Annotated in this window: 10 protein-coding genes and 2 pseudogenes; 1 reads left to right on the plus strand and 11 read right to left on the minus strand. The window is 38.3% G+C overall.

What is annotated here, in order from left to right:
- Positions 1-592 precede the first annotated feature (592 nt).
- The 8 genes and pseudogenes from D1953_RS04365 to D1953_RS04400 form a co-directional block, all read right to left on the minus strand.
- Positions 593-1,444 (minus strand): annotated as a pseudogene (locus D1953_RS04365) (VOC family protein).
- A 290-nt stretch (positions 1,445-1,734) separates the two neighbouring features.
- A pseudogene (locus tag D1953_RS21650) lies at positions 1,735-1,839 on the minus strand (SEC-C metal-binding domain-containing protein); the annotation flags it as partial.
- A 532-nt stretch (positions 1,840-2,371) separates the two neighbouring features.
- Positions 2,372-4,246 carry a sigma-54-dependent Fis family transcriptional regulator gene (locus D1953_RS04375; protein ID WP_119115945.1) on the minus strand — a complete coding sequence of 625 codons (1,875 nt, stop codon included), beginning with the start codon at positions 4,244-4,246 and terminating at the stop codon, positions 2,372-2,374.
- A 253-nt stretch (positions 4,247-4,499) separates the two neighbouring features.
- Positions 4,500-5,276, minus strand: coding sequence for an acetoin reductase (locus D1953_RS04380; RefSeq protein WP_119115946.1), 777 nt, complete (start codon positions 5,274-5,276; stop codon positions 4,500-4,502).
- 31 nt (positions 5,277-5,307) lie between these two features.
- Positions 5,308-6,690 (minus strand): dihydrolipoyl dehydrogenase, encoded by a 1,383-nt coding sequence (gene lpdA, locus D1953_RS04385; protein WP_119115947.1) that lies wholly within the window; start codon positions 6,688-6,690, stop codon positions 5,308-5,310.
- 18 nt (positions 6,691-6,708) lie between these two features.
- A complete protein-coding gene (locus D1953_RS04390) occupies positions 6,709-7,938 on the minus strand; it encodes a dihydrolipoamide acetyltransferase family protein (RefSeq protein ID WP_119115948.1) in 1,230 nt (409 codons plus the stop codon).
- 60 nt (positions 7,939-7,998) lie between these two features.
- The gene (locus D1953_RS04395; protein ID WP_119115949.1) at positions 7,999-9,033 is read right to left on the minus strand and encodes an alpha-ketoacid dehydrogenase subunit beta; all 1,035 of its coding nucleotides are present in this window, start codon (positions 9,031-9,033) and stop codon (positions 7,999-8,001) included.
- A gap of 25 nt (positions 9,034-9,058) precedes the next feature.
- Positions 9,059-10,051 (minus strand): thiamine pyrophosphate-dependent dehydrogenase E1 component subunit alpha, encoded by a 993-nt coding sequence (locus tag D1953_RS04400; protein ID WP_119115950.1) that lies wholly within the window; start codon positions 10,049-10,051, stop codon positions 9,059-9,061.
- Positions 10,052-10,407: 356 nt separating this feature from the next.
- Between D1953_RS04400 and D1953_RS04405 the strand changes: the two genes are divergently transcribed.
- The gene (locus tag D1953_RS04405; protein ID WP_119115951.1) at positions 10,408-11,367 is read left to right on the plus strand and encodes a bile acid:sodium symporter family protein; all 960 of its coding nucleotides are present in this window, start codon (positions 10,408-10,410) and stop codon (positions 11,365-11,367) included.
- 50 nt (positions 11,368-11,417) lie between these two features.
- On the opposite strand, the gene D1953_RS04410 is transcribed toward D1953_RS04405, so the two are convergent.
- The 3 genes from D1953_RS04410 to D1953_RS04420 are packed head-to-tail and all read right to left on the minus strand — an operon-like array spanning position 11,418 to position 13,087.
- Positions 11,418-12,224: a DUF4097 family beta strand repeat-containing protein gene (locus tag D1953_RS04410; RefSeq protein ID WP_119115952.1), complete on the minus strand. Its 807-nt coding sequence runs from the start codon at positions 12,222-12,224 to the stop codon at positions 11,418-11,420.
- Positions 12,217-12,771: an HAAS signaling domain-containing protein gene (locus D1953_RS04415; RefSeq protein WP_119115953.1), complete on the minus strand. Its 555-nt coding sequence runs from the start codon at positions 12,769-12,771 to the stop codon at positions 12,217-12,219. The genes D1953_RS04410 and D1953_RS04415 overlap by 8 nt, the downstream gene beginning before the upstream one ends.
- On the minus strand, positions 12,764-13,087 hold the full coding sequence (locus D1953_RS04420; RefSeq protein WP_119115954.1) for a PadR family transcriptional regulator: 324 nt from the start codon (positions 13,085-13,087) through the stop codon (positions 12,764-12,766). The genes D1953_RS04415 and D1953_RS04420 overlap by 8 nt, the downstream gene beginning before the upstream one ends.
- Positions 13,088-13,231: the final 144 nt, after the last annotated feature.

Here is a 13,231-nt window from a genome sequence, read left to right on the forward strand (position 1 = left end):
CTCATGTTGCACTTTTTATAGTGTGTGCTCACTTAAAAAATTAACGTTGGCGTTTCTGTTTTGTTTAGTTTTCAAAGAACCATATCTTAACGACGCTTGATTACCATAACATAACGTCTCAATATTAGTCAACAACTTTTTTTATTTAACTTGAAAGTAACTTAAATATTCATTTTTGTTAACTTTCAATCCCTTAATGGGAATTATAATATTACTATCTTAATATAAAGAAGTCAACATCTTTTCAAAAATGTTTTTTATCACACAACTCACCATAAAAAACACTTTAATTTAGAACTAATTTCTCTACGGCCTATTAAAAAGAACTAATCTGCTTGTTTAGCACTCCTTAACAAGGATTAAAATATTACTACTTCGATATAAGAAAGTCAATATCTTTTCATAAAAATTTTATGAATAATAAGAAGAATAACCATAATTGGATATATATCATAGATAAAAGATTCAAAAGCCGAGGGCTTTTGAACCTGGATTTAATGAGTATAGGACCTGCATACAAGGATACCCTTTTTCTCAAAAAACTTTTGATAGAACACTGTTAATTTTTTCGCCTAACAATGCTGATTTATCCCTACACTAATAAATGAATCTCATTTCCTGAGGGATCTTTCGTAATTGCAATACCGTTCTTTTCTACGACATACGCACCTAGCTGCTGAAGTCTTGCTACAGTCTCCACTCGTGCCTCTTCATCTGGAAGAATCAGCGTAAAATACTTCATCCCGACACTATTTGTCTTTGGAGCTGGGGCACCAACACCATTCCAAACATTTAAGCCGATATGATGATGATAACGACCTGTAGAAGTAAATAATGCTTGTGGGCCATAACGAAGAACAATATCGAAACCAAGAGCCTGTATATAAAACTCTTCTGTAGCCCGTAAATCTGCCACATGTAAATGGATATGTCCCATAACTGTCTCTTTTGGCAAACCAGTCCATATTTCTCCCTCTGCTTCTGCTAATAAACTCTCAACGTCTAAACGTCTTGTATCCATAAACACTTGATCATCTTGCCAATTCCACATATCAGCTGGACGATCTCGATAAATTTCAATACCATTTCCATCCGGATCCGCTAAATAAAGCGCCTCACTAACGGAATGATCAGAAGCCCCTTGCATCGGGTAACGATTTTGTAACAGATGCAGAAGTGCTTTCGCTAACTATTTTCTATTAGGTAAAAGAAGTGCAAAGTGGTATAACCCTGTTGTACGCGGCTGCTTCGGCTGCACTCCCTCTGGCTGCTCAATTGTTAATAGCGGTGTTGTTCCATCCGCCGTTAATACTGCCTGATTCTTTGTTTGCTCTAATACTTGAAAACCAATCATCCCTTTATAAAATGTGATGCTCCGTTCTAAATCACTCACTAATAAATGTACTTGCCCAACATACGTATGAGGCTTGCTATGAAAGTTCATTCCTCATTTCCATTAGTTACTTTATGTAAGTTAGTATATATTAGTTTGTTATTGATTTCAATAAAAATCGTCTTCTATATTTTTTATTGAAATCATTCCTATATATAAAAGTCAAAAAGAAAAACAGAAACTGTAAAAGTCCCTGTTTTTCATAATAAGTTCATCCTTTATTCTATTGAAAAGTTGAAACCATCTCCCCTATTGATATTAGATATAGAGGGAGCTCATTTTCTCACTTAATAAAGTCCATAAAAAAACAGAAACCCTAAAGTTTCTGTTCCTCACCTCTTTTATGCTTTGCCACAGCATTTCTTATATTTCTTTCCGCTGCCGCATGGACATGGTTCATTTCTGCCTGTTACATCTCCATTAACGACCGGTTGACGGGCAGCCTTTGCTTGGTCAACAATGATTTGTGTTCCTTTTTCTTTCATCTGAGCATAGCGTACTTTAAATAATTCAATAGCATCTTTGCTATATTTCAACGTATCCTCAATAATTTCCGTGGCTTTCTGCTTCGAAAAATTATAATCTTCAATAACAAATGATTCATCTGCAAACGAAATTCGCACCCCAAAGTGCTGACCAGCTGTTTCTTTCCCTTTCTGTTCTTCTAGAAACTCTAGATACACTTCATCACACTTACAATTCGGATGCATGCAGTAGTAATCATAAATCCAATATGTTTTCCCCTCATATTTACTCTTAAGAGCGATATCATTTTGCACGCCAAAAACATCCAAATACTTAATCGCTTTTCCATCTAAAACTTCAAAAGAATCAATCGTTCTCATCTATTAGCACATCCTATTTCAACAATATTTCGCAACCTTTATTGTACACACTAAAAATCTAACCGTCACTTACAATTACACAATGTAAAAAAGCCGTAATAAAGTTTATCACGGCTTTTACTCTTCCATTATTCTATAGACCATATTTCTGAAGTCGTTTATAAAATGTACTTCTTGGAATATCTATTAATTTTGCTGCTGCTGTAACATTCCCTTTGGTTCTTTGCAACGCTTCAAGCATTAAGTCTCTTTGTATTCTCTCCCGAATGGTTAGCTGATTTTCTAAATTCACAACCTCCATCGAGACTTGTTCCTCTGGTTGTTGGAGAATACCAAGCGAATACATAGAATGTATTAATTCCTGATAATCGACCCCTTCATCTAAAAGTAAAATAGATAACCGTTGCAGAACATTCTGCAGTTCCCTTATATTCCCCGGCCAATGATAATTTTGCAATTTATCTAATAGTTCTTCTGTTAATGGAAGGTTCCAGTTGTTTTGTTGACAAATATAAGAAGCGATAAAAGGAAAGTCATCCCTTCTTTCCCTTAAAGAAGGAATATATATAGGATAGACATTTAAACGATAATATAAATCTTGGCGGAAGGTTCCCTCGTTAACCAGCTCTTTTAGGTTACGATGTGTGGCGGTAATAATACGAATATTTAAGGGAATTTCTTTATTTCCTCCAAGCGGGACTACCTTTCTTTCCTGTAAGACGCGCAATAATGCCACCTGCATGGCCGGCGGAATTTCACCAATTTCATCAAGGAACAGAGTCCCTTCATTCGCCTGTTCAAACTTCCCTTTATATCCCTGACGCTTCGCGCCTGTAAAGGCGCCTTCCACATAACCAAACAGTTCACTTTCCATTAAATCCTTTGGAATAGCTCCACAATTTAGCGCGATAAACGGCCCATTTTTGCGTGAACTATTTTCATGAATCGCCCTAGCAACAAGCTCTTTGCCCACACCTGTTTCTCCGAATAAATAAACGCTAGCTTCTGTCGATGCCACTTGTTTTACTTGTTTGATCGTATGTTGAAAGGTTTCACTAATTCCTATCTCCCCTTCAAAATGAAAGGTTTTAGCAGAAAACAGTCTATTCGAGGCACTTGCCCCTTTCTCTACTAAAAACAAGCATTTTCCTGATGCTTCTATATTTTTCGCGAGGAGCGAAGCACTTTCCAACTCAATTTGGTATCCACATTGTAAGAAGTCTGACAATCTCATTCCAATGGACCTAGGAACCTTTTGCCGAACTAGTTTGCTGGCAGAAACAATCATTTCATTTTCATCACAAACAATAAAATGACGATTATAATAATAATCCGCCAATTTGATAGCGTGTTGGATAAAGGCTTGTTCGTTTTTATAGGAGCGTATTTTAACCTCCTGTTCAATTGTGTACGCCATAGAGGCAACCATCCCTAGCATATACGGGTGAGAATGGGTAACAGGGCACGAAAGATTGATAACCCCCATCACGATGCCTTGTTCATTATAAATGGGCATAGCTGAACAACTCCATTTATGGGAGGCAATAGCATAATGTTCCATCCCACTGATCATCACTGCTTCTCCCGTTTGCAAGGCTGTTCCAATAGCATTTGTTCCTACTTCTTCCTCTGTCCAGCGCACCCCTTCTACAAAATTGATTTTTCTCGCATCATCCAATGTTTTTTCATTTCCCGAAAGAGATAAGACATATCCATCTGAATCAACTAATAATGCCATCATTCCAGATTCCTTAATCAACGGGTTCACTCTTGCCAAATGGGGTAACGCCATTTCCATGAGCAATGCGTTTTTTTCTCTTTGTGCGGTTAATAACTCATTCGTTAAAACATAGTTACCTTCCCTTAAATACGGATTCACTTGTTCTTGTCTGCAGCGGTACCAGGATTCCTCAATTTGCTTATTTAAACGTGCCGAATCGAGAACCCCTTCACTAATGAAACGTTTCCATGTACTCAAATTATTAAAAGTAGAAGTAGATGCTAGCATATATCCTCCTCTAATCATTTGATAAACGTTGGCAATACGAATTGAGTGGTATTAATTAATGCAAAAATATGGAGTATAAAATGAGTATTTGTTATAGAGGCTTATTCTACTATTATATGAGATTATGTACATACCTACAATATTTTACCATTTTAATTCAAAAGAAGTTCATAATAAAAAGCTTCACGTAAAAAATTAAACGTGAAGCTCTCTATGAAAATACAAGTTTGATTTTAATTTATATCTTATTTTTCTATGAAAAAATGACTCCACCATCAATCATAACAGCTTGTCCTGTCATGTAATCCGAGTCTGTTGAAGCAAGATAAGACACAAACTTCGCAACATCTTCAGGTGTCTCAGATCGCCCAAGTGTAATCGATTCAGAAAACTTTTTAAATGCCTCTCCTCTTTCTAGACCCATATAATGTCCCATTTTCTCATCGATTAAATCCCACATTTGTGTGCCGACAATTCCCGGACAATAGGCATTCACCGTAATCCCAAACTGTGCCAACTCTTGTGCTGCAGCCTGCGTAAGACCTCTAACAGCAAATTTAGTAGCCGAGTAGGTACCTAACAGGCTGAATCCTTTATAGCTCGCGATACTAGCTGCATTAATGATCTTTCCACCTTTTTGTTTCTTCATCTGTTCTGCAGCAGCTTGAAGACAATATAGAACACCGTTCACATTTATATTAAATATTTGATTCAAATCCTCTTCCGTTACCTCGAGTAAAGGTTTGATTTGAGCAATTCCTGCATTCGAAACCATAACATCTAATTGTCCAAAACGCTCAACAACTTGATTAACCATATGAAAAACTTCATTTCTGTTACTAACATCAGCTTGAACAGCGAAGCTTTCACGGCCAAGTTCCTTAATTTCATTTACTACAGATTCGGCGTTATCTAAATTAACATCGTTTATTACCACATTTAATCCATCCTGGGCTAGACGTAACGCAATAGCACGACCGATCCCACGACCTGAGCCAGTCACAATCGCGATTCTTTGACTAGTAACCATATCAATTCCCCCTTAAAATAAGGATTATCAATCAAACATGTACAGCATGCCCGCTCGTACTAAGCAATGCTTCGTGAATTGATTCGGACAATGTAGGATGAGCCATTATAAGGTTTTCCAGCACATCTGTCGTGATCTCGGCATGTAACATAATCGTTCCTTGGCCAATTAATTCCGTTGCATGAGGACCTACAATGGAAATGCCAAGTATCTCATTGTATTGAGGTTCTACTAAAACCTTTACTTTTCCAATCGTTTCATTAGAAATTCGTGCTTTTCCATTTGCGGAAAACGGAAATTCTCCTACTTTAATATCTCCATATTGCTGTCTCGCCTGTTCTTCCGTCAAACCTACACTAGCAATCTCAGGGGAAGTATAAATACAGCGAGGGACTGCACGATAATTTACTATTTCAGCTTGATCACAGGCATTCAGAGCGGCCACTCTGCCTTCGTGAAAAGCGACATGCGCAAGCTGAATTCCACCGATCACATCTCCGCAAGCATAAATAGAAGGGATATTAGTTTGCATATATTCATCGACAGCTATTCCTTGCTTAGAGAAATCCACTCCAATTCCCTCTATGCCTAAGCCGTGTACTCTTGGTTTCCTTCCAATTGCAACAAGTACATAATCCGCCTGCAAATCTTGAATAGTACCATCCTGAAACTGTATAAGGATTTGCTTTTTATCTACGTTCAAATCTGTTACAGAGGTGGAGGTATGAATAGTAACACCATCATCCGCCAATTTCCTATGTAATATTTCAGCAATATCTGGATCTTCACTCGGTAATAGTTGTTTTCCCATTTCAACTACCGTAACCTTCGTTCCCATCCTGCTATAAATACTAGCAAACTCGCAGCCAATTACACCTCCTCCAATAATTAAAAGAGAAGAAGGAATCGATGGAAGAGACATCGCTTGACCACTATGAATCACCCACTCTCCATCAAACGGGGCAAATGGTAGAGAGATTGGTTCTGACCCGGAAGCGACAATGACTTTACTTACTTCGACTTCTTCTTGTTGTTCACCATTGTTAATCCTTAATCGTTGATTTGTTATGAAAGATGCGCTTCCTTGGATAAGGCGAATTTTATTCTTTTTCATTAAATATTGAATACCTTGAACAAGCGTTCTAACAATTTCCTCTTTCTTTTGTTGTACGACACTCCACTCTATCTCAATGGACTTAGAAGAAAGACGAATTCCTAGATTCTCTGCGTTTTTGACCAATTCATACGTATCGGCACTTTCCAATAAAGATTTAGTTGGCATACACCCCTCATTTAAACAAGTTCCTCCTAAGGGCCCCTCTGTTATTAACAGTACATTTTGTCCCTGCTGGGCAGCAGTAATTGCTGCTACATACCCAGCAGGCCCACCTCCTATAACGGCTATTGGTCTCATAGAATCGCTTCCCCCTTTCTATAAAAGCATCGTCAATGGCTGTTCTAAATATCGTTTCACTGTTTGTAAAAAGGCTGAAGCCGGCGCTCCATCCAGTACGCGATGGTCGAACGTTAAACTCAACGGCAAAAGAGTTCTTCGTTTCAATTCCTCTCCAATATAAACAGGAGCATCATAAGCGGCGCCTACCCCTAGAATTCCTGTTTCAGGTGTATTCAAAATCGGGGTAAAATACTCAACACCGTATGAACCAAGATTGCTAATTGTAAAAGTAGAACCAGTCATTTCTTCGCTAGGAAGCTGACCTTCACGAGCGCGCTTAGCAAGTTCCTTTCCTTTTTTCGCTAGCTGCCGAACTGTACAAGCTTCCGCATTTCTTATCACTGGAACAACTAACCCTTTTTCCAAAGCGACAGCTATACCAAGATGAACAGACTCAAACAAATGAATTGTTTCATCTATATAAGCACTGTTCATTTGCGGATGCTCTTGTAATGAAAGTATAACGGCTTTAGCAATAAAGTCTGTGATAGTAATTTTATTTTCATTATCGGTTTGAATAATTTTTGCAGATTGCTTCTGTAATTGAATTAAATCTGTTACATCAGCTTTTAGCGTAATCGTTAATTGAGCACTATTTTGTAAGCTATCCTTCATACGTGCAGCAATGACTTTACGCATGCCAGTAACAGACATTTCTTTTCTCCTCTCTACAGATGCTTGAGGAGAAATCGTTCTTTCTTCTTGAATTAACGGCTTTGATTCTAGTTTCTTAATGGCTTCCTGTACATCTTCTTTCGTAATTCGTCCTCCTGGTCCAGTACCTTGAATTTTACTAATATCAAGATTAGCAGCCTGTGCAATTTTCCGTGCAACCGGAGAAATCTTTACGCGATCATTCGTTTTACTAACCGGAAGACTTGATGGTTCTGGAATGTTGGATGTTTCAATTTGTTCATCTTCTACTTTGTTTGTCTGAATATTGGACGCCTTCGTCACTACTTTCTCATCTGTATTGCCGATATAACAAATTACCGTTCCAGGCGGAACACCTTGCCCTTCTGGTACAGCAATATTTAGTAATGTTCCTTCTGCCGGGGATTCAATGTCCATTTCTATTTTTTCGGAATTAATACTAGCAATTAATTCACCCTTTTCGACAGAATCTCCCACTCCCTTATTCCATTCGGAAACGACACCTTCTTTCATAGCCATACCTAATTTAGGCATTACTATTTCTACTGCCATACTGCATTCCTCCCTTTACTTAGTCATAAGGCACTAATAAATTAGTGCCTTATGTTTTTCTTAGACTCCAAGAATAGATGGTTCTCCTAATAGCTCCGATACAGCCTTGATTACTTTTTCTGGTGTTGGCAAATAAATATCTTCTAACGGTGGAGAAAATGGTACTGGCGTATGCGGTGCCGTAATTCGTTTGATTGGAGCATCAAGCGTATCGAAGCCTTTATCCGCAACCAATGCCGCAATATCAGTAGCTATACTGCATCTTGGATTTGCCTCATCTATTACAATCAATCGATTCGTCTTGGCAACAGAAGAAAGAATTGTATCCTCGTCTAGAGGTGATAAACTGCGTGGGTCGACGATTTCCACTTCAATCCCTCTCTTAGCCAACTGTTCTGCAGCCTGCTGAGCCGTTTGAACTTGCTTTCCAATTGCAACGATAGTCAAATCTGAACCTTTTCTCTTGATCTCTGCTTTTCCAAGCGGAATTGTATAATAGCCCTCTGGTACTTCACCTACCGCATTATAAAGCGTCTTATCTTCAAAAAAGATGACAGGATCATTATCCTCAATTGCTGCAAGCAACAACCCTTTCGCATCATAAGGTGTAGATGGTACAACTACTTTCAATCCTGGTATACTCGTAAACAACGCATATAAGCTTTGTGAATGTTGAGCAGCTGCTCTAAACCCGGCGCCATGCATCGTACGGACTGTAACCGGCACCTGTGCTTTCCCTCCGAACATATAGCGGAATTTGGCGCCCTGGTTCAAGACTTCATCCAAACAGCTCCCAATAAAGTCATTAAACATAAGCTCAGCAATCGGACGCAGCCCAGTAGAAGCAGCTGCCATCGCTGCTCCCATATAACCAGCCTCCGCAATCGGTGTATCTAAAATTCGCTCTCGACCAAATTCTTGCACTAACCCCTTTGTAACTCCTAATACACCGCCCCATGCTTCATCGTCCTGTAGATGATCGACTTCTGCACCGCCAGCTACATCCTCCCCCATGAGAATGACATCTTCATCCCTTCTCATTGCAATCGCCATCGCTTCATTAATCGCTTGAGACATACTAATTTTTCTACTCATATTCCCCATTCCTCCCTTTCAATGTTTAATAGGATACATATACATCTTTTAATAGATCCGCTGCCTCTGGGTAAGGACTTTCTTCACTAAACTTCACCGCTTGTTCAATGGCCTCTTCTACTGACTTTTCAAGTGAAATCAATTCTTTTTCAGACAAGAGCTGCTGATCTAATAAATAGTTTCTGAATTGTACAATGGCATCTTTCTCTTGCTTATGTTCTTTCTTCTCTTGTTCTACTTTATATTTCTGAGCATCTCCCTCGAAGTGGCCATAATTTCGATACGTTACGCATTCAATTAATGTCGGCCCTTCTCCTCTTCGTGCCCTTTGAACCGCCTCTTCTGCCGCCTTGTAAACAGCCATAACATCTTTTCCATCCACGCGAACACCAGGGATATTATAGCCAATTGCCCGGTCGGCTATCGTTTTACAACTAGAAGCATAGCTAAATGGAGTCGCTTCTCCATATCCATTGTTTTCCGCAATAAAGATAACAGGTAGCTTCCAAATCGCCGCAAGATTAATCCCCTCATGGAAAGTCCCATGATTATTGGCACCATCGCCAAAGAAGCAAACGCTTACATTGTCGGTCTTTTTATACTTAGCAGTTAAGGCTGCACCACAAGCAAGAGGAAAGCCTCCTCCAACAATGCCATTCGCCCCTAACATTCCTTTATCTAAATCAGCAATATGCATGGAGCCGCCTTTTCCTTTGCACAGCCCAGTTACTTTGCCGTAAATTTCAGCCATCATCCCATTTAAATCACATTCTTTTGCAATACAGTGACCATGACCACGATGAGTGCTTGTAATACTATCTTTTTCATTAAGGTGGGCACAAACCCCAACAGCTACAGCTTCCTCTCCCGCATATAAATGAACGAAGCCTGGCAAAATCCCTTTTGCAAATTGCTCATGAACTTTATCTTCAAATTGACGGATTTCTAACATTTTTTTATACATCCAATACGCTTTTTCCTGAGATAACTGCACTTCTTTATTTTGGATCGTTTCCATTTTCCAGCCTCCTTAATGTTGATTCACTAAAGATTAATGCAAGTAATGTGCCAACGTGAAAAAGCTTAAAATTAAAGAGGAATGTAGTTTTTTAATAAAAACAAAGTGAGACAAAACGGGACGGCTGTCTCGTTTTGTCTCACTTTGTTTCCCTTTTTGCTATTCCTTTGATTTTTCAAACATTCTCTGGAGACAAGACCATAAAAATAATAAACAGGAAGTAATTCCATTCTCACTATCTACTATTCTGACCTAGCATTATAAGATGGGTATGGTAAACTTGGTCTGAAAGAAGAAATATTTCACGAGGGCAACTTCCTTTTTTCTTCATATATATTGTCAGGGGTGGGACTCGCTTGTTACAGAGTTTAAATCGTTTTCTTGAAAAAGCGATGCCTGTCATTACACCAGCAAGTGTTGTACTCGGTGTAATCTTCGCTTATTATTTAGAATCCTATGCCTTCCTCGTTCCTTGGATTTTTGCCTTTATTACGTTCACAGGAAGTCTGGGTTCTAATTTCAAATCATTAAAGAACGTTGCAACTAATCCAATGCCGATTCTTGTTGTACTCGGAGTTCTTCACATCATTATGCCTGTTTGGGCATGGACACTTGGACATTTAGTGTTTCCTGGAGATTCCTTAACGGTTACAGGATTAGTGTTAGGTGTCGTCATTCCAACTGGAGTAACTAGCTTACTTTGGATCACCATTTACAAAGGAAATGCAGTTTTAGCGCTTACAATTGTATTAATTGACACTTTATTATCACCAATTATCGTTCCATATAGTGTTGCTTTCTTCAGTGGTACAACAGTTGAGATGAATACAATGGCCTTAATGAAAGGGATGATCGGCATGGTCGTTATTCCTTCTGTAATGGCTATGCTGCTTAACCAAGCAACAAAAGGAAAAATCAAGCCGGTTCTTGGTCCAAAGCTAGCCCCTTTTTCAAAAATGGCTATCGGTGTTTGTGTAACATTAAACAGCACAAAAGTAGCTCCTTATTTAAGTAAAGTCGATGCCAAGCTTATTAAAATGGCCATCATGGTCTTGCTTATTGCCTTTTCAGGTTATCTTCTATCTTGGATGATTGCGAAGTTCTTAAAATGGGAGAAGGAAGAAATTATCAGTGTTATGTATACAGGCGGCATGCGAAATATCGCAGCAGGAGCTGTTCTAGCTGTTGCCTATTTCCCAGCTGCCGTTGCTGTACCTGTTATTCTCGGTACTCTATTCCAACAAGTTTTAGCATCCTTTTACGGATCATGGCTTAACCGTTATTATCATAATTCCGCGAAACAAAAAGCTGCATAACGAAAAAAACCGACCTTCATCGGTCGGTCTTTTCGTCTAAAAGTGATTATCTACCTCAATTTTGCAACTGTAATTTCACCATTAGTAGTCTTTAATTTTATAACATATTTCCCTTTCCCAATGGTCGTAGATCCTTCATATTTATCGAGAATATTAATATCTCCATTAGTAACTTCCACATCAAATGTTGTGTTGGTCGGTTCCTTTTCTGTTCGAACGATAATCTCTCCGTTCGTAGTCGTTAATTGCATCCTGCGATCCAAGTCTTTCGTTTCAACTAAAATTTCACCATTCGTTGTAGATCCAATAATATCTCCTTCTACACCTTGTAAGTAAATTTCACCGTTCGTTGACTCAACATCCACGCGCTTAGCCACAATCGTATCTAATTCTATCTCTCCATTTACTATTTTCACTTGTAGATTATTTACCTTCATTTGTTCAATTTGAACTTCACCATTTCCGTTCTTAATAGTAAAAGCTTCATATTGTTTTTCCGGTAAAAAGATTTTTAAATGCTGTGATTGAGTATGAAACCCAAAACGAAACAACCATTTTTCTTTTAATTTAAAGGAAACGGAAAGGGTGTCTCCTTCTACTTCTGTTGTAAAAGTAGATTCGCTCCCTTTGTATCCTTTCGTCACGAGTTCTATCTTAGCTTCAGAATCTTTTGTAGGAATAATTTCTACCCTTGCATTATCACTATCTACCTTCAAGGCCGTAAATTCCTCTTTAATTATTTTTTCTTCCATCGTTGCATCCGCTTCAATCGTTGAAGGATAAGTGAAAAGACCTCCGACAACACCAATTGCTAACAAAACAAGAGCGATAATTGATAATTTTTTTACATTAATCATGCTTCAGCCCTCCTTTTACAAGCGATACATTAAATTGTAAATAGCGAATAAACCCTTTGGTTAACGCCTTTGTTGCAAAGAACATTCCAATTCCAACAAAAATACCGATTCCACATAATCCGATCGCACTAAATACGTCAAACAACCAAAAATCACCCATTATTATATTAAACAGTACACCTAATGGAGAAAGAATAAACGATAAGGAAACAACCCAGCCGGCAAAAAGAAGAGCTAATACCCCAATAAATGGACCTAATACAAGCACAAGGTTAAAAAAGCCTAAACCGATCACCGCCCAAACAGCACGCATAATATTTCCGGCAGATGCTGAATGCTCCACTTTTTCAATGCGCGCAGAAGCTACTAGCTCTTTCGCAATTTGCTTAGGAGAGCCAAGCGCCTTTGAAATTTCCTCTTCAGTCTTTCCTTCCTCTAAACCAATTGCAAAATATTCCTCATAATCTTGTAGAATCTCTTGGCGTTCCTCTACCGATATATTCCTTAAAGACAACTGTAATTGATGTAAAAACTGTTCTTTATTCATGATTTACACCTTCTTTTATTAATTGATTCACACCATTTGAAAATTGAACCCATTCGGCTAAAAGCTCGTGAAGATAATTCCTGCCTTTATCGGTTAACGCATAATATTTACGTGGCGGACCTTCTGTCGATTCCTTTAAATACGTTGTGAAATATTCTTCTTTTGTTAATCGTCTTAACAACGGATATACTGACCCTTCGGAAATTTCGATTTGATCAGAAATCTTTTGCACCAGCTCATAACCATAGCAATCTTTTTTATCCACTAAAACAAGGACACATAATTCCAAGACCCCTTTTTTAAACTGAACGTTCACAATCTCACCACCTCTTTCTTTAACTTTTAGTACTATTCATTATATAGTACCTATCAACATCTCATACATTGATTTTAATGTAGCATATGCTACTATTCATTACAAGTTACCTTTTTATATTTTTCCAAAAGTGAACTATTTTTA

This window comes from Peribacillus asahii, from assembly GCF_003570725.1.
Lineage (GTDB): Bacteria > Bacillota > Bacilli > Bacillales > DSM-1321 > Peribacillus > Peribacillus asahii.